Source organism: Cupriavidus sp. DB3 (assembly GCF_020418465.1).
GTDB classification, from domain to species: domain Bacteria; phylum Pseudomonadota; class Gammaproteobacteria; order Burkholderiales; family Burkholderiaceae; genus Cupriavidus; species Cupriavidus cauae.
Map to the genome: position 1 here is coordinate 266,178 of NZ_JAIZPL010000004.1, position 20,626 is coordinate 286,803.

The window sequence follows — 20,626 nt, forward strand, 5'->3', positions numbered from 1 at the left end:
TAAATCGGAGGAGGATCGTCATGGCAGCGAATGCATCGACTCAGGCCGGCGCCATCCGCGTCGGCATCGGCGGCTGGACCTATGCCCCCTGGCGCGGCACGTTCTACCCGGAGGACCTGACGCAGGCGCGCGAACTCGAGTTCGCCAGCCGGCGGCTGACCGCGATCGAGATCAACAGCACCTACCACGGCACGCAGAAACGCGCGTCCTTCATCAAGTGGAAGGAGCAGACCCCCGACGATTTCGTTTTCTCGGTCAAGGCGTCGCGTTATGCGACCAACCGCCGGGTGCTGGCCGAGGCCGGGGAGTCGGTCGAGCGCTTCATCGACAGCGGTATTACCGAACTGGGCGCCAAGCTCGGGCCGATCGTCTGGCAGTTCGCGCCGAGCAAGGTGTTCGATCCCGAGGATTTCGAGGCCTTTCTCGCCTTGCTGCCGCAGGAAGCCCACGGCATCGGGCTGCGCCATGTAGTCGAAGTGCGCCACGCCAGCTTTGCCTGCCCCGAGTTCCTGGCGCTGGCCCGCCGCTACAAGGCGGCGACGGTCTTCACCGATGCCGAGAAATTCCCTTCGTTCGCGGACGTGACCGGGGACTTCGTCTACGCACGGCTGATGCGCAGCAACGCCAAGCTCAAGTACGGCTACGCGCCGAAATTGCTCGACGCGTGGGTCGAGCATGCCCAGGCGTGGGCGCGGGGCGAGGCGCCGCAGGGGCTGCCGCGGGTCGAGGACAACGACGCCCCGGCAAGCCGCCGCGACGTCTTCGTCTTCTTCATCAACGGCGACAAGGAGCGCGCGCCGGCCGCCGCGACCGCCCTGCTGTCGCGCCTCGATCCGGACTACGAGGCGCGCGTGCGGGTTTCCGGCAGGAACACGGCCAGCACGCCGAGCAGCGGCAAGTAGGCACACCAGCGGTAGACCGTCTCGATGCCGTGCGCGTCGGCGACCCCGCCGAGCACCGCGGCACCGATGCCGCCCATGCCGAAGGCCAGGCCGAAGAACAGGCCCGACACCATGCCGACCTTGCCCGGGATCAGTTCCTGCGCGAACACCAGGATCGCGGAGAACGCCGAGGCCAGGATGAAGCCGATCACCAGAGACAGCGCGGCGGTCCAGAACAGGTCGGCATGGGGCAGCATCAGCGTGAACGGGGCGACGCCGAGGATCGAGAACCAGATCACGCGCTTGCGGCCGATGCGGTCGCCGATCGGGCCGCCCAGGATGGTGCCGACCGCGACGGCGAACAGGAAGGCGAACAGATAGAGCTGGGCCGAGCGCTGCGGCACGCCGAAGCGCTCCATCAGGTAGAAGGTGTAATAGGTGCCCAGCGACGCCATATAGAAATACTTCGAGAACAGCAGCACCATCAGCACGGCCATGGCGCGCGCCACGGTACGGCCCGGCAGCCGCGGCGCGCTGGCCATCGCCTTGCGCGCGGCGCGGGCATGCTCGGCGAGGCGCTGGCCATACCAGCCGCCCACGCGCCACAGCACCGCGATCGCCAGCAGGGCCGCCAGCGACAGCCAGGCGATGCTGCCCTGCGTGTGCACCACCACGGCCGCCAGCAGCGGTCCGGCCGCGCTGCCGACATTGCCGCCGACCTGGAAGATCGACTGCGCCAGCCCATGGCGCCCGCCCGAGGCCATGCGCGCCACGCGCGACGATTCCGGATGGAAGATCGACGAGCCGGTGCCGACCAGCGCCGCGGCGACCAGCAGCACGCCATAGCTCGGTGCAATCGACAACAGCAGCAATCCCGCCAGCGTGAATCCCATGCCAACCGCCAGCGAATGCGGCTTCGGATGCTTGTCGGTGTACAGGCCGACCAGCGGCTGCAGCAGCGAGGCGGTGATCTGGTACGTCAGCGTCAGCAGGCCGATCTGCACGAAGCTCAAGTTGAAGCCGCCCTTGAGCATCGGATAGATCGCCAGGATCAACGACTGGATCATGTCGTTGAGCATGTGGGCGAAGCTGATGGCGGACAGCACGCGGAAGCCGGTGCGTTCGCCGGCGCCGGCAGCGGCCGCGCTCGGCGTGGCCGGCGCAGCGGGCGCGGCCGGTGTCACGGCGGCATCGGGCACATTGCCCAATTCGGCAGACAGGGAATCGATTCGCGAAGCCATGGCAAAGGTCTCTGGTTGGACTTTTTCTTGGGAGCGTTCGGGCGCGGTCGGGAAGTCGTCGGCAAGACGCGGGAGCAACACGGCAGCGAGGCCGCACGCGCGCGAACACGGTGATGCTATTCCTTGTGTTGGCGCCTGTCCTGCGAGATTGAGACTACAACCATCTCGAAACGGACAGATAATGGCCCTATTCCACGCTCTATGCGCCACGCTTTCGCCACATTCGGGATATCGATCCAGATGGCCGATGCCGCTTCCCCACCCGACCACCAACCCGACGCCCGACCCGACGCCCCGCCCTCGCCGCAGCCGCGCTACATGGCCTACGACCGCGGCCCGATGCCGGTGGCCGCGATGGCCGCCGACTATCAGCCGGGCCATCTGACCACGCGCCACCGGCATCCGCACGCGCAACTGCTGCATGCCGTGCATGGTGTGATGGTCGTCGGAACCGACGAGGGTCAATGGATCGTGCCGCCGACGCGGGCGATCTGGGTGCCGGGCGGCACCGATCACTGGATCCGGATGGTCGGCCAGGTGCGCATGCGCACCGCGTATATCCGCCCGGACGCGGCCGCGGGATTGCCGACGCGCTGCACCGTGCTCGGCGTCTCGCCGCTGCTGCGCGAACTGATCCTGGCCGCGATCGACATCGTTCCGCCCTACTCGCCCGATTCGCGCGACGGCCGCCTGATGCAGCTGCTGCTCGACGAGGTCGTGCTGCTGCCCGCGCTGCCGCTGCATCTTCCCCATCCCGTGGACCCGGCGCTGCGGCGCATCTGTGCCGCGATTCTGGAAGCGCCCGACACGCCGATGACGCTGGCGGACTGGGCGCGGCGAGTGGGCATCGATGGCAGGACCGTGCAGCGGCGCTTCGCGCGCGAGACCGGCATGACGTTCGGCCAGTGGCGCCAGCAGGCGCGGTTGCTGGCCGCGCTGGAGCGGCTCGCGGCGGGCGTCAAGGTCGTCGAGGTAGCGCTGGAACTGGGCTACCAGAGTCCCAGCGCGTTCGCGGCGATGTTCCGGCGGCAGTTCGGCGTACCGCCAAGCGCGTTCTTTCGCTGAGCGGGTTTGCCTTTTGGGATTGAGTTGCCTGGAGAGCCCGCCGGTCAGGCGGCCAGATAGCGCTCGACCAGTCGCGTCCAGTACGCCGCGCCCACGGTCAGGTTGTCGTCGTTGAAATCGTAGGCGGGGTTATGCAGCAGCGGACGGCCGGCGCCATTGCCCAGGCGCACGAAGCAGCCGGGGCGCTGTTGCAGGAAATAGGCGAAGTCCTCGCTGCCCGAGATCAGCGGAATCTGGCCCACGACCTTGTCCGGCCCGACCAGCTCCTCGGCGACCTGGCGCGCGAACTCGGTCTCGGCTTCGCTGTTGACCACCACCGGATAGCCCGGGCGGTAATCGAGATCGACCGCGGCGCCATAGCCCTCGACGTGCGAGGTCACCAGCTGGCGGATGCGGGATTCGAGCGTGGTGCGCACCTCGGGGCTGAACGAACGGACGCTCAATTCGAGCTTGGCGCTTTCGGGAATCACGTTGGGCGCGTGGCCGGCATGCAGCGAGCCGATCGTGACCACCGCGGTTTCGTTTGGATCGATATTGCGCGACACGATGGTCTGCAGCGCCATCACCAGGCTGCCGGCGACCAGGATCGGATCGATCGACTGGTGCGGCCGCGCGGCATGGCCGCCCTTGCCGCGAATCGTAATCGTTACGGTATCGCAGGCCGCCATCATCGGACCGGCGCGGAACATGAAGGTGCCGGCCGGCACGCCCGGATGGTTGTGCAGGCCGAAGATCGCATCGCAGGGGAAGCGTTCGAACAGGCCGTCGGCCAGCATCCGCTGCGCGCCGCTGGCGCCCGCGCCGATTTCCTCGGCGGGCTGGAAGATCAGATGGACGGTGCCGTCGAAATTGCGCGTCCGCGCCAGCTGGCGTGCGGCGCCCAGCAGGATCGCGGTATGGCCGTCGTGGCCGCACGCGTGCATCTTGCCGCAATGGACGCTGGCATACGGCAGGCCGGTCGATTCCAGAATCGGCAGCGCGTCCATGTCGGCGCGGATGCCGACGCTGCGCCCGCTGTCGCCGTTGCGCAGCGTCCCGACCACGCCCGTGCCGCCGACCCCGCGCGTCACCGCATAGCCCCAGCGCTCGAGGCGCTGCGCCACCAGTTCGGCGGTGCGGTGCTCTTCGAATCCGAGTTCGGGGTGTTGGTGGATGGTGCGGCGAATCGCCTCGAGTTCGGCGCGGCTGTCCAGGGTATCGGACAACTCGCAATAAGCCGGGGTGAGATCGGCTCCGAGGCGGGACACAAGAATGGGGGGATCAACTTCTGACATGACGGCGCTCGTACTGGCTTAGTCCATGAAGCACAGTATTCCACTTAGGATCGCGAGTGCCTATGCGATTCGCTCTTTGCGCCGCATTTGTTTTCAGAACTGTTGCTAACGGGGTACGGTCCACCATGACGCGCGCAGGGTTGGGGGAACTCGATCGCCTCGATGGGATCAGAGTCCCCTCCCGTTCGGCGCCTGTTCAGCGCCTATGCAGCGCCCGTTCAGTGCGCCATCACACCGAGCGCGAGTAGGGCAGCACGCGCTGCGTCTGCTCGCCCAATCCCTCGATGCCGAGCCGCATGGTGTCGCCGGCCCGCAGAAAACGCGGCGGCTTGAGGCCCATGCCGACGCCCGGCGGCGTGCCCGTGCAGATCAGGTCGCCGGGATGCAGCGTCATGAAGCGGCTGACGTAGCTGACCAGCGTGGCGACATCGAACACCATCGTCGCGGTGGTGCCGCTTTGCATCCGTTCGCCATTGACGTCGAGCCACAGCGACAACGCCTGCGGATCGGGGACCTCGTCGCGCGTGACCAGCCACGGACCCACCGGGCAGAAGGTGTCGCAGCCCTTGCCCTTGTCCCAGGTACCGCCGCGCTCGATCTGGAATTCGCGCTCGGAGACGTCGTTGACCACGCAGTAGCCCGCCACGTGATCGAGCGCGGAGGCCGCCGGCACGTCCTGCGCGCGCGTGCCGATCACCACGCCGAGTTCGACCTCCCAGTCGGTCTTGACCGAATCGCGCGGCAGCATCACGGGATCGTTCGGGCCGTTCAGCGAACTGGTGGCCTTCAGGAACACGATCGGCTCAGAGGGGATCGGCATGTTGGCCTCGGCCGCGTGGTCGGCGTAGTTCAGCCCGATGGCGACGATCTTGCCGATCCCGGTCCATGGCGTGCCGAAACGCTCGGTTTCGGCCAAGGGCAGGGCGGTGGGGTCCAGCGCCGCCAGTTCGGCCAGGGCGTTCGGCGCCAGCGTGCGCGCGTCGATATCGCCGACCACTGCCGACAGATCGCGCACGCGGCCTTGCGCATCGATCAGTCCCGGCCGCTCGGCGCCGGCGCTGCCAATTCGTACCAGCTTCATCGTTCTCCTCGTTTTGCTTGGTGGTGTTCTGCAGATCTTCAGACGGTTCGGCCATTCTTCAGCCGATCAATTTGCCGCCGCCGCATTCGCCTGGCGCGGTGCGGCCAGCAATTGCTCGATGCGCGAGACCAGTTGCCGGTCCGACGGTTTCACCGAGCTTTGATAGCTGGCAACCACGCGCCCGTCGCGGTCGATCAGGTACTTGTGGAAATTCCATTTGGGCGCCGTGCCGCTTTCCCTGGCGAGCCGCGCATACATCGGATTGGCCTGGTCGCCGCGCACGTGCGTCTTGGCCAGCATCGGAAACTTGACGCCGTAGGTGTTGAAGCAGAAGTCGGCGATCTCCTTTTCCGAACCCGGCTCCTGCGAAAAGTCGTTGGACGGGAAGCCCAGCACCACCAGGCCGCGCTCGCGGTATTTGGCGTAGAGCGCCTCCAGGCCTTCGTACTGCGGCGTGAAGCCGCAATAGCTGGCGGTATTGACGACCAGCACGACCTTGCCGGCGTACTGGCACAGGTTCTGTTCGGCCTCGTCCTGCAGCCGCGGGAAACGGAAATTCAGCGTGGCCGGACAGCTGGCCGACGATGCCTGGGATGTCGCCGGGGCGGCGCCGGCAGCGCGGTTCGCGCCTGATTCACCGGCGGCATGGGCGAGCGGCGCGGACAGCGCGAGCGCGACGGCCCAGGGCAAGGCAGCGCGGCCGCGGCGTGGCGGCTGGCTCGAGAAGGCAGGGAAGCGGGTCATGGCGTCGATCTCCGGCGAACGGTGCGAACGGTGACCCGTAGTCTACGCCGGCGAGGGCGCTACGAGGCGAATGGGCCAAGGGCGGAAGGGCCGAAGGGGAGAAGGGGCGAAGGGGCGAAGGGGCGAAGGGGCGAAGGGGCGAAGGGGCGAAGGGCGAAGGGCGAAGGGCGAAGGGCGAAGGGCGAAGGGCGAAGGGCGAAGGGCGAAGGGCGAAGGGCGAAGGGCGAAGGGCGAAGGGCGAAGGGCGAAGGGGCGAAGGGGCGAAGGGCGAAGGGCGAAGGGCGGAGGGCGAAGGGCGGAGGGCGGAGGGCGGAGGGCGGAGGGGCCAACCGGCGTGCGGTTGGCCGGCGCCATTTATTCCATCGCCAGCGGCTTGACGTGGTCCGACACGGCGCCGCGCAGCTCGACGTCGGGCGTCCGCCGGACCAGGCCGAGCGCCAGCAGCGCGGCCGCGGCGCCGGTCGCGAAGATCCAGTGGAAACCCGCCTCGACGCCGCCGGTCAGCAGCCGCTGCACCTCGGGCGCCAGCTGGGCGAAGGCCTCGCTGCCATGGCGCAGCGCGCCCAGATCCAGCGGCGCAGCCCCGCTGTCGTGTCCGGCCGCGTGCAAGGCGCCGCGGAACGCCAGGGTCAGCAGCGTGCCGGCCATCGCGCCGCCGAGCGCGCTGCCCAGCGAGCGCAGCACCAGCAGTGCGCCGGTGCCGGCGCCGGTGTCGCGGCGCTCGAGCGCGTTCTGCACGTTCATCAGCGTGCCGACCATGCAGATGCCAAGGCCGACGCCGGTCACGATCATCGCCGCCAGTAGCAGCGTCAGCGGGCTGGCCGGCGTCGCGGTCGACAACGCGGCCAGCCCCAGCGCCGCGGCGGCAAAGCCGACGCTCAAGAGCCCGCGCAGCCGGCCAAGCCGGGGCGCGAGCATCGCCACCACGAAGTTGCCGGCGACGGTCGACAGCAGGAAGGGCACCACCAGCATGCCCGACATCGCCGCATCGGCGCCGCGCACCAGCTGGAAATGCAGCGGCAGCGCGAAGACGCAGAGGAACAGCGCGGAAGCGGCCAGCGCCGAGGCGCAAACCCCCAATACATAACTGCGGTTGGCGAACAGGCGCGGCGGCAGCATCGGATCGCTGGCGCGCCGTTCCTGCCAGATCAACGCCAGCACGGCGAGGCCGGTCAGCGCGGCCAATCCGGCCATCGGCGCGGACAGCCAGTCGTACCGCTCGCCGCCCCAGCTCATCGCCAGCAGAAACGACACGATCGCCACGGTCAGCAGCAGCGCGCCGCCCCAATCGACGCGGGCCTTGCCGGCCGGCGCGGGCAGGGCGCGCAGGCCACGATGGCACAACCACATCGCCAGCAGGCCAAGCGGCAGATTGATCCAGAACAGCCAGCGCCACGACAGATGGTCCGACACCCAGCCGCCGACCAGCGGACCGGCTACCGACGCCACCGCCCATACCGCCGCCAGATAGCCCTGATAGCGCCCGCGCTGGCGCGGTGAGACCACGTCGGCGATGGCCGCCTGCGCCAGCGACATCAGGCCACCGCCGCCGATGCCCTGCAGCGCGCGAAAGAGAATCAGCTGCTGCAGCGAGCCCGCCAACGCGCAGGCCAGGGAGGCGAGTACGAACAGCGCGATCGCGACCAGCAGCAGCCGGCGCCGCCCGAACGAGTCCGACAGCTTGCCGTAGAGCGGCGTGGTGACGGTCGAGGTAATCAGATAGGCCGTGACGATCCAGGACAGATGGCCGAAGCCGTCGAGATCCTGCGCGATCGCCGGCACCGCCGGAATCACGACAGTCTGATCGAGTGCCGCAAGCAGGATGCACAGCACGATGCCGCCGATCACGCGCATGATCGCGCGGTGGTCCACTGCACCGGCAACGGCTTGCCCTGACGCGGGGACCGCGGTGCCGGACGGTGCAATCGAAGAAGGGGTGGAAGCGGAGGCGGGGGTAGGGCGGTCGGAAACGGCGGGGCGGGACATCGGAGCAGCGGCGGCGGGCGGCCGGGGAGAGCGGCCGGAGCCGACCCTGATGGACCGGCTTCATCTGTTATTCAGTAAACGCAGAATTATATTCGTTTACCGAATATGCCGCCCGCCCGCGCTGCGCTGCGGGGCGCTAGCGGCTGCCCGCGATGTACTGCTCCAGCTGTTCGATGATGAAGCGCTGCTCGGAGATGATGTCCTTGACCAGATCGCCGATCGACAGCATGCCGATCAGCTCGTCGTTTTCCATCACCGGCAGGTGGCGCAGCCGGTGCTGCGTCATCAGCGCCATGCATTCGTCGGTGGTCTGATCGGCGCGAACATAGACCACCGCGGTGGTCATGATGTCGCGCACCAGGGTTTCGCGGGACGTTCGCTGCATCAGAATGACCTTGCGCGCATAGTCGCGTTCGCTGAGGATGCCGACGATCTTGCCGTGCTCCATCACCAGCAGCGCGCCGATGCTCTTTTCCGCCATCAACTGGAGCGCGGCATAAACGGTCGCGCCCGGCTGGATGCTGTAGATGGCTTGCGTCGGTTTGGACGCAAGGACCTGTCGTGCAGTTTTCATCATCCACTCCTGGTCGGGTCGGGGAAGGACTGCGGCCCGCGCCGGCATCCGCGGCGGCGGGCGGTCCGCCAGTCGAGTCGGCGGTACGCCATTCCAGATTAGCAAAGGATCGTGAGGCGTCACAGGGTGACGGGGAAGAATCTTAGTGATGTGCATTTACCGGCATGTCGGCTTTCTTGCCCCACACGCGCGCCGGCTTGCGAGGCGCATCCGGCGCTTGCGCTCCGGCCGCACGCCGTTCCGTGGTCAGCGCATGGGCGCGCGCGACAAGGGCTAGCAGCTCGATCTGGCTGACACGGTCCCCATCGGGAAGGGCGGCAATGTTGCCCATGCACCGCAACATCGGACGGACTGCCGAGGTTGGCAAGCCGGGCAGGACGGCGGCGAGATCCTTCAGGTGCCGGCCGATCAGGTTGAGACCGTTCACGGTATTCGGGTCCACATCCGGGAGCGGCGTGGTGGGCCGCTCCATCGCGCCGGGATTGACCGCGGCAACGAGGGCGTCGGCCAGCTGCGTGGCGCCCTTCTCCAACCACTGCTGGAACGCCGAGCCGGCGGACAATCCGGCGGTCAGTTGCACGATGCGTCTTGCTGTGTCCATGTCGAAGCCATGTGTCCTGGCAAACCTGTCGCAGAGCGAGGCCACCATCTTGTCGCGCCGGCTTCGCGCCGGCGTGTCGGGGGCCAGGACGAGGGAACACAGCGGCTCGAGGATCAGTTCAAGCTGGTCGCGAGGCAGTGCCTCGGGCAAGCCGCGCAGTTGCTTGTCCACCAGCTTCAAGTCTTCGTCGGACACGACTGCATCGCGGAAGTCGAGGCTGGCGGGCAGGTCGGTGTTGGGGTTTGGAGAAGCGCGCAATGTCCGGCAGACTTCGTGCAGCCAGGCCAGCCGATCGTCGCCAGGCAGAAAGCCCTGTTCAGGGACGAGTCCGGCTCGTTCTTCCGGCCGCGTGAAATGCCCGACGGTATGTCGGACACGTGCGACGCGTACGGACCCGCACGGAAGCATCCGGCGCAAGGTTCGTACGATGGCGAGCCATTGCTGCCGCCATGTCATGTGCCTGAATGGCACTTCGACCAGGGCGCCCTCCCACCGTCCCGGTCTGCACTCGACCAGCTCGAAGCGATAGCGGCTGGAGCCAAGCTGAACGATGTGGTGGGAACTGTCGCGATGAAGAACCTGCAGAAGCTCGCCGGGATGGCGCTGCACGGCCTGGCGGACGTCCTGGATGCCGGCAAATCGATGGATGGTGAGAGGAACGCGCATGATGGATGGCAGGGTGGTGTCTGGCAGCGGGGCATGGCCAGCAGCACCGCCGTGAAGGACCGTCGTGCCGTTGCCACGCAGCGAACGCATGGCCGAAGTGTGACGAACTCGTCAAAAAAGAACTTTCGCCAATCTGCAGATTCCGCTTGAAGCGGCACGTCTTCGCAGGCGTGGACCTGCGTTTCGCGAACCATCGTCGGCAGTCGCGCGCAAGACCGCCCGCCAGCGCTGCGGGGATTTGCGGCATCATGGCGGCGTTGCCGATTTCATCGCGGGGCGATGCCGCCCCGCCCGCCGCCGTGCCCGCCAACGAAGTCCCTTCCCGCTCCAGCGATGCATTGCCCGCGCCCGGCGCATTCAATGCCTGCGCCCATTGCCTTGCGCTGGCCGCCGACATGCGCCGGCGCGAGCCGCATGAACGGCTGGCGTTGAAGCACACCGCGCCATTGGTCAGCCAGAGCGCGGCCGGTGTGCCGTTCAGCATGCTGACGTTCCAGTGCCGCGAGTGCGGCACCACCTGGCGCCTGTACGATCGGGCCAACGAGTTGTTCGTCTCCTGGGTGCCACAGTGGCAGCCCGGTGCCTTGGGCTAAGATAGCGCCCGACGCCGGCCTGGCGGCTCCATGCCCAGGTCTTGCCTGCGGTCCAGCTGCGCGATTCCTGTGTTATTCCGGCGTCATGGCTGCGTTATCGCTGCGTTGTCGTTGCGTTAAGCCGCTATGACCGCCGTATGACCGCCGTATGACCGCCCTGTGACCCCCATTTCCCGGCCAACTTCCTACAAATCCCTGTCGCTGCCACCATGCCTTTCGCCTTCCGCCTGCCCGGACTCGCCGCCCTTGCCGCCGTCACGTCGTTTGCCGCCATCGGCAGCGCGCCGGCGTCCGCCGCCGACAACTATCCGTCGCGCCCGATCCGCCTGATCGTCGCCTATCCGACCGGCGGCATCAGCGATACGGTGGCGCGTGCGCTCGCCGAGCGGCTGTCCGACCAGATGGGGACGTCGGTGGTGGTCGAGAACAAGGCAGGCGCCGGCGGCAGCATCGGCATGGACGCGGTCGCCAAGGCGGCGCCGGACGGCTACACGATCGGTTTTTCGTCGACCAGTCCGCTGACCTTGAACCCGCACGTCGGCAAGGTGCATTACGACCCGCAGCGCGATATCGCACCGGTGATGAGCGTGATGTATTCCCCGGTGATCGTGGTCGCCACGTCCGGCTTCACCGGCAAGAGCTTCCAGGATCTGGTCGCGCAGGCCAAGGCCAAGCCCGGCTCGGTCCGGTGGGCGACCTCGGGCCTCGGCACGGTCGGCCATGTCGTGCTGGAGCAGGTCAAGGCCAGGTCGCAAGCGGACCTGACGCTGATTCCGTACAAGGGCGCCGGCCAGCAGATGAACGACGCGCTCGGTGGCCAGTTCGAGGTGATGAGCACCAATGCCAGCCCGGCGCTGACCCAGCAGATGCAGGCCGGACGTCTGCGTGCGCTGGCGGTCGGCGCTCCGAAGCGCATCGACGCGCTGGCCGAGGTGCCGACCTTCGCCGAACTGGGCTATCCGAAGGCCAATCTGACTTCCACCTTCGGCGTGTTCGCGCCCGGCAAGACGCCGGCCGCGATCGTCGCCCGTCTCAATGCCGAACTGAACAAGGCGCTGGCCGCGCCGGAGGTCCGTGAACGCCTGCTCAAGGGCGGCGAGGTGCCGACCGGCGGCAGCGCGGCACAGTTTGCCGCCGCGATCCGCGCCGAGTACGACGACAACGGCCGCATCGTCAAGGAAGCCGGCATCAAGGCGGACTGAGCCGCCGCGCGGGCCCGGTCGCCGCGACTGCCGTCCCACCATCGCACGATCGCTAGCGCCCTCATGCCGGCGATTGCGGATCGCAGCCGGGCTCGGCCGCCTCGGCCGCGGCCCAGCGCGCCAATGCCGTCAGCTCGTCCGGTTCGGTCAGCAAGCCATCCTCGTCGAGCAGGCAGAACGCGATCAGCCCACCCATCAGCCCGCCCGCTGCGGGCGCCAGCCAGAACAGCCACAGCTGCGCCATCGCCCAGCCCTGCACGAACAGCGCCTGGCCGGTGGCGCGGGCTGGATTGAGCGCGGCATAGGTGACCGGCAAGGCGAGCAGATGCGCCATCGCCAGCGCCGGCCCCAGCACCACGGGGCCCGCCGCGATCAGCCGCCGCCGGCGCGTGACGCTGGCGGTCACCAGCGCCAACATCGCCGTCGCCGCGAATTCGATCGCCAGGGCGCTCGGCATGTCGTAGCCCGCGGGCGAATGCAGACCGTAGCCGTTGGCGGCGAAGCGCTCGGACGACAAGGCGAAATCCGGCCGGCCCTGCGCCGCCAGCATCAGCAAGGTCGCCGCCGCCACGGCACCCACCAGCTGCGCGATGCCGTAGGGAATCACCTCGCGCCACGGAAAGCGCCGTGCCGCCGCCAGTCCGAGGCTGATGGCCGGATTCAGGTGCGCGCCGGAGATCGGTCCGACCGCCCGTGCCATCGCATAGGCCGCCAGCCCGAAGGCGAGCGCGATGCACAGCAGGTCCGCGGCGGTGTCCGGCTTGCAGCCGGCCAGCACCACCACGCCGCATCCGGCAAAGATCAAGCCGAAAGTGCCGACCGCTTCCGCGAGCAGCCTTCTGGCGAGAGAGGCCATGGTTCGCTCCTTAGATGGGGTCGACCACATCGAGCCGGCAGCCGGCCGAATACACCGTGGTCAGCCGCACACCGTTGTGCGGCCACAGGGCCAGCTTGGTCCGCACGCGCGACAGATGGCTGTCGAGCGTGCGGGAACCGTCGGGCAGCGGGCGGCGCCAGACCTCGTCGATCATGGTCTGGCGCAGCACCAGCTGGCCGAGATGCCGGAACAGCAGAATCGCCAGATCGAATTCCTTGGGTGACAGCATAACGGGGGCGCCGGTCAGATACGCGCGCCGGTCGGTGGTCGAAAAACGGTAGGCGCCGACCGACAGATCGAAGCACCCTTCGCCCGTCTCGAGCATTCGCCGCGCCAGTGCCTGAACGCGCGCGGCCAGTTCCGCCCGCCGCACCGGCTTGGTGATGAACGCGTCGGCGCCTTCGGCAAGACCGCGACACAGCTGGCACTCCTCGGTGCCATCGCCGAGCAGCATCACCGGCAAGCGGCTGCCCAATGTACGCCGTACCCACAGCAGCACGTCCTGCGCGGCGATTCCCGGCACCTCCCAATCCAGCAGCAGCATGTCGAACGCTTCCTGGCGCAAGGCCATCATCAGGGTCCGTCCCTCCCGGAAGCGGATGCATCGATGGCCTTGCAGGCTGAGCGTTTGCTCCAGCACGACGGCTTGCGTGGGATCGTCCTGCAGCGCGGCGATTCTCATGGCGTCTGCTCTCCTCGCGTGTCGATTCGATTGCGCGCGGGTCGCGGCGGCACCCGGGCGCGACAAGGAAGTTTGCCGGCAGGGCTATCGCCGATCACCGGCCATGGCCGCGGATCGCGAGAGCGCATGCATTCGCCTTCGCGGTCGATCGCCACTGGCTTCGGCGCGGCGATTTCCATCCGCGCAGGCATCGTACGTTCAGACCTCGGTATGCCGAAAGTGAGATTTTGTTGAAACCTCAAATTGAGGCAATTCCTATTTGTAAACGGCCGCGCGCCGTCTTAAATGCGGGGTGGTTCGATGCTCGATGGGAAGGGGCCGGCCGCACGCAAGCCGGCGTTCGATCGCTCTACACCGTGAACGGAGTTTGCGCATGAAGATCGCATCGCTCGAAGACGAACCCGCGCAGGCCGCGTGGATTCAGCAAATCGTGACCGAGGCCGGCCATTGCTGCGTCAGCTTCGGGCTGAGCCGGCAGTTGCTGCTGCGCTTGCGCGACGAGAGTTTCGATCTGTTGCTGCTCGACTGGCAGATGCCGGACATGAGCGGCAAGGAAGTTCTGCACTGGACCCGCGCCAATCTGGACCGGCGCGTGCCGGTGATGTTCCTGACCTGCCGCGGCGCCGAAGAAGATGTGGTCAGCGGCTTGTGCGCGGGGGCCGACGACTACATGGTCAAGCCGATCCGCCCGGGCGAGCTGACCGCGCGCATCCAGTCCCTGCTGCGCCGTACCGACAGCCACCGCGCCGGCACCGACGCGCGGGTCAGCCTGGGCGGTTATGTGTTCGACAGCGCCGCGCGTACCGTCACGCTGAACGGCTGCCCGGTCGAATTGACGCCGAAGGAATTCGACCTCGCGCTGCTGCTGTTTCGCAACGAGGGCCGCATCGTGGCCCGCAACTATATCGTTGCCGCGGTCTGGGGCAGGGAGATTTCCCCGTTGTCGCGCACCATCGATACCCATATGTCGCGCGTGCGCAGCAAGCTGGGCTTGCGCGCCGAGCGCGGTTTCCGGCTGATGCCGGTCTATACCCACGGCTATCGGCTGGAGGCGGTGTCCTTGCCATGAGACTGCGCGACTGGTTTGCACGCCTTGCGGCATGGCGCCGCCGCTGGGTCCGCAGCGCGGCGCGGCGCGGCGATCCGGTATGGCGCACGGTGGCGCACGGGTTGGCCCACGATCTGCGTGTTCCGCCCACCGACATGCTGGCACTCGCGGGGCTGTATCGCGCCGGTGCACTTGCCGGGCCTGCGTTCGCCGTGCAGGTCGTCGCGCACGCGCGCGAGGCGCTGACCCGGGTCGACGAACTGGCCTGCCTGATCGAGGAGGCCGTTCACCGGTATCGCCACGAAGCGGTCGATCTGGCGGCACTGATCGCGGCATGCCTCGATGCGGCATGGAGCGCAGCCGATGAGACGGGCGTGGTCCTGCATTGCGAGGACCTGCCGACCTTCACATGGGTCGATGGCGATGCCCGCATGCTGGAGATGGCGGTTACCCGGCTGCTGGCCCGCGCGATTCTCAATGCCTCGCCCGGCGCGGCCGTGCATCTGCGGATCGGCGTTACGCGCGGCGTCGGCTGGGTCGAGATCGCGACAGCGGCCGCATCGCCCGATGCCGTCGTCGCCGCGCTGTCACGCAGTGCCCCGGCCGGAATGTTCGTGCGTCGCGTGATGCGATGCCACCGGGGCAGGATGACGCTGCGCAAGGAGGGCGGGGCTGCGATCTGGCGGCTGGTGCTGCCCCAAAGCAAGAAAGCACCCGAAGGTGCTTTCCTGCCTGTCGATCGGTAAAAAAACGATGCCGATCAGAAGATGTGGCGGATACCCACGGCCACGCCGGTCTGGTTGCTCTTGCTCGGCAGTTCGGTGCGAGCACCGTCCTTGACCTTGTTGTAATCGACCGTACCGTAGACCTGGGTACGCTTGGACAGCGCGTACTCGGCCAGCAGCACGCCGGTGTAGCGCTTGCCGTCGTTGCCGGCAACGCCGTCCTTGTTGTCGATGTCGTCGTAGTAGAACGCGCCGGTCAGGGCCAGGGCCGGGGTCAGCTGGTAGCTGGCGCCAACGTAACCGATCTTGTCCTTGCGCGGGTTGGCAGCGTGGTTGCCGCCCACCGGAATCGGGTTGCCGGTGGTGGCCTGGTCCGGGTTCAGGAAGCCGTTGTCGATCACGCCGGTGTGGTCCTTGCCGCCGATATAGCCGACGAACAGCTTGGCTGCGCCGATGGTGTACTTACCGGCCACGCCCCACATCTGCTGCTTGTTCTCGTTGATGTCGCGGATTTCCTGGTACACGCCGCCGATGCCGAACGGGCCAAAGGCGTACGAGGCGCGGGCACCCCAGTACTGGTTGGTGCGGACGCTGCCGGCTTGTTCGCCGAAGCCATAGCTGGCGCCGACGTTCAGGCCGCCGAACTTGCCGTCGTAGCTGATGACGTTGTCACGGCGCAGCTGGGTCAGGAAGAACGGCCAGGCGTTGTTGTTGTAGTTGCCGATCGTCAGCGGATCGTAATCACCGAACAGGTTGAAGCCCTCGGTGTATTGACGGCCCAGCTTGATGGTGCCGAAGTCGCCGGACAGGCCGACGTAAGCCTGGCGGCCGAACAGCGTGCCGGTGGCCTGGTTGCCGCGGCCGGTGTCCGGATCGAAGCCGTTTTCCAGCTGGAAGATCGCCTTCAGGTTGTTGCCCAGGGCTTCGCTGCCCTTGATGCCCCAGCGGCTGTTGGTGATGGCGCCGTTGGTCAGTTCGACCAGGCCGTCATCGTTGGCGTTGGCGTTGGTGGTGTAGCGGATGCTCTGGTCGACGATCCCGTACAGCGTGACCGAGGTTTGTGCGTAGGCGCTGCCGGCGAGCAGGGTGCCGAGTGCGAGAGTCAAGGCCGATTTCTTCATGGTGCTCCTTTTCTGTCTTGTGGTTCTGTCGCCGGATCGCGGCGGCATTTATTGGCTCTACGTTGTCGGTAGACGCCGCGAAAATTTATCAAAACGTAAACGGTTCCGACACCAATCCGTGCTCGGGCGGCGCCGAATGGACGCGGCTGGTGCAATTCCGTTGTCAGGCCGCGACAGTTGCCCGCAATGGTGCATTGCGGCGTGCAAACTCGCGCCGGCGAGGGCGTGGGGAAACCGAAAGGAAGGGAGGCGGGGAGGGCGGGGGCGTCCGCATCGGGACACCCCGCCAAAGGGGGGAGGCGGCCGGACCGGGCGGTCCGCCGCCGGCGGTCAGCTCTGCGGGATCTCGATCTTGACCTCGAGCACCTCGAGGTTGTCCTGGCGCTCGAGACTGACGCGCAGGTCCTGGTCGCCGATCTTCACGTACTTCGAAATCACGGCAACGAGCTCGCGCTGCAGTGCCGGCAGATAATCGGCCGGCGCGGAATGGCCGGTGCGTTCATGGGCGAGGATGATCTGCAGCCGCTCCTTGGCGACCGACGCGGACTTCTTTTTCTCCCCGAGCAGGAAGGACAGGATCGACATGGGGATGAGCCCTCCTTACTTGTTGCCGAACAGGCGCGACAGCAGGCCCGGCTTCTGATAATCGACGAAGCGCATCGGCTTTTCCTTGCCGAGGAAGCGGTCCACCACGTCGCCGTAGGCGTCGGCGACGTCCGTGCCCTCCAGATGGATGGCCGGCGTGCCCTGGTTCGAGGCGTGCAGCACGGCCTCGGACTCCGGAATCACGCCGATCAGCTTGATGCGCAGGATTTCCTGGATGTCGGTCAGCGACAGCATCTCGCCGCCGTGCACGCGCTTCGGGTTGTAGCGCGTGATCAGCAGGTGTTCCTTGATCGGCTCGCCTTCGCTGGCGCGCTTGGTCTTGGACGCCAGGATGCCCAGGATCCGGTCGGAGTCGCGCACCGACGAGACTTCCGGATTGGTGACGATCAGCGCCTCGTCGGCGAAGTACATCGCCATCAGCGCGCCGGTCTCGATGCCGGCCGGCGAATCGCAGACGATATATTCGAAGTCCATGTCGATCAGGTTCTTGATCACCTTCTCGACCCCTTCGTGCGTCAGCGCTTCCTTGTCGCGGGTCTGCGAGGCCGGCAGGATGAACAGGTTCTCGCACTTCTTGTCCTTGATCAGCGCCTGGTGCAGATTGGCTTCGCCCTGCACCACGTTGATCAGGTCGTAGACCACCCGGCGCTCGCAACCCATGATCAGGTCGAGGTTGCGCAGGCCGACGTCGAAGTCGATCACGGCGGTCTTGTGGCCGCGCAGGGCCAGCCCGGCGGCGAAGCTCGCGCTGGTGGTGGTCTTGCCGACGCCTCCCTTGCCGGAGGTCACAACGATGATTTTTGCCATGGCTCTTGGTCCAGTAATAGGGTTGAAGCTTGCGCTGCGATGTTGCGGGACTCGGCCGGACTCACTTCATGCGAAGCGGCTCGAGAATCAGGGTTTCGTCGGCAAGCCGGACCTGCGCGGGTTTGCCCAGCACGTCGGGCGGCAGGCTCTGTTCGGCGGTCCGGTAGATGCCGGCGATCGAAATCAGTTCGGGCTCCAGGCAGGTGCAGAAAATGCGCGCGTCCGGATTGCCCTTGACCCCCGCCAGCGCACGGCCGCGCAGCGGGGCGTAAATATGGATGTTGCCTTCGGCAATGACCTCGGCGCCGAAGCTGACCACGTCCATGATGACGACGTCGCCGTGCGCGTAGATCTGCTGGCCCGAGCGTAGCGGCTTGTCGATCAGCAGCGTCGTGGCGGCGCGCGGCGGCTCGGGTGCCGGTGCGGGTGCCGGTGCGGGAGCGGGGGCTTCGCTGGCGGCAGCGGCCGGCTCGGCCTCGCGCGCGGCGCCGGTACGTCCATTGCCGCGGCGGCTCTGGCTGTCCAGCATCGGCAGCCCGCAGGCCTGGGCCCAGTCGTGCTGCTCCTGGCGCGCCACCACACCGATCGCGCGGGCCTTCAGCGTGGACAGCGTGTCGATTACCGCGCCCAGTTCCGGGCGCTGGCCGTCTTCCAGAGAGCGCAGGTCCAGCGCGATGACATCGTTCGAGAAGAAATCGGGGGTCGCTTCGAAGCGCGACAGCAGATCGTCTCGCAGCGCCGAGGTATCCGCGGTATGGAGCGCAAGAAGGAGGGCGTCGACGTTGCCACTACGCAGCTCGAAGTGTGGCGATTTCTTCTGGGACATAGCCGGGTAAGCGTGGAAATATCGCATTCTAACTGCCTCTTCCCGGCTAACTGTAACAATTGTCGATCAGGTGACCTGCAGGGCGCGATGTTTTGCTGCGCGGGGCGGCAGGGGCCGCAGGGGACCGACGGATTCGCCGCAAGGCCGGCCTTCGTTCTTCACCGGCGCCGCCGCTTGTTACGATTGCGCATCCTGACCGAGGAGCATTCATGGGTGCGATCGTCAATTGCGTGGCCTACCGCGGCGGCAAGCGGCTGGGCGAGGTCTCGTTGGAGGACATCAGCGAGGTACTGAAGACGCCGGACACCTTCGTCTGGCTGGGCCTGTACGAACCGGATCTCGCGCTGCTGCGCCAGGCGCAGCTCGAGTTCGGTCTGCACGACCTGGCGGTCGAGGACGCGCTGAACGCCCATCAGCGCCCCAAGCTGGAGGCTTACGGCGACAGCGTCTTCATCGTTCTCAATACTGCCCAGCTGGTCGGCGACAACGTCGAGATCGGCGAAACGCATCTGTTCGTCGGCCCCAACTACGTGGTGTCGGTCCGCCACGGGGCCAGTAGCACCTACGCCCCCGTGCGCGATCGCTGCGCGCACGAGCCGCACGCGCTCGCCAATGGGCCCGGCTACGTACTGTATGCGCTGATGGATTTCGTGGTCGATCACTACATGCCGATCGTCAACGGGCTCGAGGACACCTTCGAGCAGCTCGAGCAGGGCCTGTTCCGCGACCAGTTCGACCGGAACGCGATCGAGCGCCTGTACCACATCAAGCGGCAGGTGCTGCGGCTGCGCAATGCGGTCTATCCGATCGAGGAGATGTGCGGGCAGTTGATCCGCCTGCACGAGGAACTGGTGCCCAAGGATCTGCGCGCCTATTTCCGCGACGTCGAGGACCACGCCAGCCGGCTGCTGAGAACGCTCGATGTCGTGCGCGAAATGCTGACGACCGCGGTGCAGGTCAATCTGGCGCTGGTCACGGTGGGACAGAACGAGGTGGTCAAGCGGCTCGCCGGTTGGGGTGCCATTCTCGCGATCCCGACGGTGGTATTCAGCCTGTACGGCATGAACTTCGAATTCATGCCGGAGCTGAAACTGCCTTTCGCCTATCCGGCCGTGGTCGCCGGCACCGCGCTGGCCTGCACGGCGCTCTGGCGCAAGCTGCATCGGGCGGGGTGGGTTTGATCCAAGTCGCTGTTATGCAGTGCTGCCCGCTCAGGTCGAACGTTTCACCCGCTTTGGATACTGCTGGCGAGAGTGCATGACACGAAGTATCTGTATCTCTGCGTTGACGAGCCGATAAACCACATAGTAGTTCGGATGGATAACCAGCTCCCGGGTGCCGCTGACACGGCCGCGTCGATATAGATACGGACGATCCGGCAGGGCAGCCGTCATCCGGTCAATGTCCTCGTATAGCGAATATGCTGCCTGGGCATTGTGCTCGGCGATATGGGACAGGATGGTATCGAGGTCCGCAAGCGCGGAATCGAGCCAATGAACCCGAGGCATTGCCTGGCTTCTACTGGTAATCGTGACAGGGAAGGGGCGGGCCGTTACTGGGGCTTGTCGGACCCGGCGGCACCCATCTTGAGCAAGCGGGTGCGGATGTGCGCCATTGCTTCCCGGTGCGGAATGAAGGTGGCGTCGGGCGAATCGGCCGCACGAATGGCGGCTTCAACCTCGGTCCGGAACCAGCGGTCATATTCCGCTGCTTCTTCGGCACTCTTGAATTTGGGCTGAAGGGGAGAACTTGCGTCGCTCATGCGGGGCAGTATAAAGCCGCCGAGTCGTGCAGTACTTGAATTCATATCGTGGCTGAACATGGCTGGGTGGGATACCCAGGTACTCCGAAAAAAAACCGGCCACCACCCCCGGTGCCGGGGCGCGACGTTGCGATGGTGGTGGCCGGGTCCGCGCAAGCTGCCCGTGTGGTGAACAACGGAAGGGCATGTTACGAGCGCGGCGCTCGATCGTTTTCGGGGACGGCCCGTGGCTTTTGCATTTGGCGCGCGGAGGCGCACGCGTCA

The 20,626-nt window shown here is 66.8% G+C and carries 22 protein-coding genes; 7 read left to right on the top strand and 15 right to left on the bottom strand.

Going from position 1 to position 20,626, the window contains the following annotated elements; genetic code table 11:
• Nucleotides 1-20: 20 nt before the first annotated feature.
• Complete coding sequence (locus K7G19_RS14660; RefSeq protein ID WP_226107874.1) at nt 21-902, top strand: DUF72 domain-containing protein; 882 nt, start codon at nt 21-23, stop codon at nt 900-902.
• On the opposite strand, the gene K7G19_RS14665 is transcribed toward K7G19_RS14660, so the two are convergent.
• Nucleotides 839-2,122: an MFS transporter gene (locus K7G19_RS14665; protein ID WP_149317401.1), complete on the bottom strand. Its 1,284-nt coding sequence runs from the start codon at nt 2,120-2,122 to the stop codon at nt 839-841. The two genes, K7G19_RS14660 and K7G19_RS14665, sit on opposite strands and share 64 nt — an antisense overlap.
• A 240-nt stretch (nt 2,123-2,362) precedes the next feature.
• Between K7G19_RS14665 and K7G19_RS14670 the strand changes: the two genes are divergently transcribed.
• Nucleotides 2,363-3,187: a helix-turn-helix domain-containing protein gene (locus tag K7G19_RS14670; protein ID WP_226107875.1), complete on the top strand. Its 825-nt coding sequence runs from the start codon at nt 2,363-2,365 to the stop codon at nt 3,185-3,187.
• Between the two features lie 44 nt (nt 3,188-3,231).
• On the opposite strand, the gene K7G19_RS14675 is transcribed toward K7G19_RS14670, so the two are convergent.
• The 6 genes from K7G19_RS14675 to K7G19_RS14700 form a co-directional block, all read right to left on the bottom strand.
• A complete protein-coding gene (locus tag K7G19_RS14675) occupies nt 3,232-4,461 on the bottom strand; it encodes a M20 aminoacylase family protein (RefSeq protein ID WP_149317399.1) in 1,230 nt (409 codons plus the stop codon).
• Nucleotides 4,462-4,690: 229 nt separating this feature from the next.
• Nucleotides 4,691-5,542 (bottom strand): fumarylacetoacetate hydrolase family protein, encoded by an 852-nt coding sequence (locus tag K7G19_RS14680; RefSeq protein ID WP_226107876.1) that lies wholly within the window; start codon nt 5,540-5,542, stop codon nt 4,691-4,693.
• 66 nt (nt 5,543-5,608) lie between these two features.
• Nucleotides 5,609-6,286, bottom strand: a complete 678-nt coding sequence (locus tag K7G19_RS14685) for a glutathione peroxidase (protein ID WP_149317397.1) — start codon at nt 6,284-6,286, stop codon at nt 5,609-5,611.
• A gap of 354 nt (nt 6,287-6,640) precedes the next feature.
• A complete protein-coding gene (locus tag K7G19_RS14690; protein WP_226108166.1) occupies nt 6,641-8,140 on the bottom strand; it encodes an MDR family MFS transporter in 1,500 nt (499 codons plus the stop codon).
• A 268-nt stretch (nt 8,141-8,408) separates the two neighbouring features.
• Nucleotides 8,409-8,846 carry a CBS domain-containing protein gene (locus K7G19_RS14695; RefSeq protein ID WP_149317615.1) on the bottom strand — a complete coding sequence of 146 codons (438 nt, stop codon included), beginning with the start codon at nt 8,844-8,846 and terminating at the stop codon, nt 8,409-8,411.
• 142 nt (nt 8,847-8,988) lie between these two features.
• Nucleotides 8,989-10,203, bottom strand: coding sequence for a hypothetical protein (locus K7G19_RS14700; protein WP_226107877.1), 1,215 nt, complete (start codon nt 10,201-10,203; stop codon nt 8,989-8,991).
• Nucleotides 10,204-10,361: 158 nt separating this feature from the next.
• Here K7G19_RS14700 and K7G19_RS14705 point away from each other — a divergent pair, with 158 nt between their 5' ends.
• Both K7G19_RS14705 and K7G19_RS14710 read left to right on the top strand, forming a co-directional pair.
• Nucleotides 10,362-10,706, top strand: a complete 345-nt coding sequence (locus K7G19_RS14705; protein WP_370639559.1) for a hypothetical protein — start codon at nt 10,362-10,364, stop codon at nt 10,704-10,706.
• Between the two features lie 209 nt (nt 10,707-10,915).
• Nucleotides 10,916-11,908: a tripartite tricarboxylate transporter substrate binding protein gene (locus K7G19_RS14710; protein ID WP_226107878.1), complete on the top strand. Its 993-nt coding sequence runs from the start codon at nt 10,916-10,918 to the stop codon at nt 11,906-11,908.
• 61 nt (nt 11,909-11,969) lie between these two features.
• On the opposite strand, the gene K7G19_RS14715 is transcribed toward K7G19_RS14710, so the two are convergent.
• Both K7G19_RS14715 and K7G19_RS14720 read right to left on the bottom strand, forming a co-directional pair.
• Nucleotides 11,970-12,764: an aquaporin gene (locus K7G19_RS14715; RefSeq protein WP_149317393.1), complete on the bottom strand. Its 795-nt coding sequence runs from the start codon at nt 12,762-12,764 to the stop codon at nt 11,970-11,972.
• A 10-nt stretch (nt 12,765-12,774) separates the two neighbouring features.
• On the bottom strand, nt 12,775-13,467 hold the full coding sequence (locus tag K7G19_RS14720; protein ID WP_149317392.1) for a response regulator transcription factor: 693 nt from the start codon (nt 13,465-13,467) through the stop codon (nt 12,775-12,777).
• Between the two features lie 373 nt (nt 13,468-13,840).
• Between K7G19_RS14720 and K7G19_RS14725 the strand changes: the two genes are divergently transcribed.
• Both K7G19_RS14725 and K7G19_RS14730 read left to right on the top strand, forming a co-directional pair.
• Complete coding sequence (locus K7G19_RS14725) at nt 13,841-14,536, top strand: response regulator transcription factor (RefSeq protein ID WP_149317391.1); 696 nt, start codon at nt 13,841-13,843, stop codon at nt 14,534-14,536.
• On the top strand, nt 14,533-15,261 hold the full coding sequence (locus K7G19_RS14730) for a hypothetical protein (RefSeq protein WP_226107879.1): 729 nt from the start codon (nt 14,533-14,535) through the stop codon (nt 15,259-15,261). The genes K7G19_RS14725 and K7G19_RS14730 overlap by 4 nt, the downstream gene beginning before the upstream one ends.
• A gap of 14 nt (nt 15,262-15,275) precedes the next feature.
• On the opposite strand, the gene K7G19_RS14735 is transcribed toward K7G19_RS14730, so the two are convergent.
• From K7G19_RS14735 to minC, 4 genes are all read right to left on the bottom strand, one after another.
• Nucleotides 15,276-16,361, bottom strand: coding sequence for a porin (locus K7G19_RS14735; protein WP_226107880.1), 1,086 nt, complete (start codon nt 16,359-16,361; stop codon nt 15,276-15,278).
• Between the two features lie 330 nt (nt 16,362-16,691).
• Nucleotides 16,692-16,946, bottom strand: coding sequence for a cell division topological specificity factor MinE (gene minE, locus K7G19_RS14740; protein WP_006578294.1), 255 nt, complete (start codon nt 16,944-16,946; stop codon nt 16,692-16,694).
• A gap of 15 nt (nt 16,947-16,961) precedes the next feature.
• Nucleotides 16,962-17,774 (bottom strand): septum site-determining protein MinD, encoded by an 813-nt coding sequence (gene minD, locus K7G19_RS14745; protein WP_149317388.1) that lies wholly within the window; start codon nt 17,772-17,774, stop codon nt 16,962-16,964.
• A gap of 61 nt (nt 17,775-17,835) precedes the next feature.
• Nucleotides 17,836-18,600 carry a septum site-determining protein MinC gene (minC, locus tag K7G19_RS14750; RefSeq protein WP_226107882.1) on the bottom strand — a complete coding sequence of 255 codons (765 nt, stop codon included), beginning with the start codon at nt 18,598-18,600 and terminating at the stop codon, nt 17,836-17,838.
• Between the two features lie 209 nt (nt 18,601-18,809).
• On the opposite strand from minC, the gene K7G19_RS14755 reads away from it, so the two are divergent.
• Nucleotides 18,810-19,781: a magnesium and cobalt transport protein CorA gene (locus K7G19_RS14755; RefSeq protein ID WP_149317386.1), complete on the top strand. Its 972-nt coding sequence runs from the start codon at nt 18,810-18,812 to the stop codon at nt 19,779-19,781.
• Nucleotides 19,782-19,811: 30 nt separating this feature from the next.
• On the opposite strand, the gene K7G19_RS14760 is transcribed toward K7G19_RS14755, so the two are convergent.
• Together K7G19_RS14760 and K7G19_RS14765 are read right to left on the bottom strand one after the other, a co-directional pair.
• Complete coding sequence (locus tag K7G19_RS14760; RefSeq protein ID WP_149317385.1) at nt 19,812-20,108, bottom strand: type II toxin-antitoxin system RelE/ParE family toxin; 297 nt, start codon at nt 20,106-20,108, stop codon at nt 19,812-19,814.
• A gap of 44 nt (nt 20,109-20,152) precedes the next feature.
• On the bottom strand, nt 20,153-20,422 hold the full coding sequence (locus tag K7G19_RS14765) for a hypothetical protein (protein ID WP_223129674.1): 270 nt from the start codon (nt 20,420-20,422) through the stop codon (nt 20,153-20,155).
• Between the last annotated feature and the right edge of the window lie 204 nt (nt 20,423-20,626).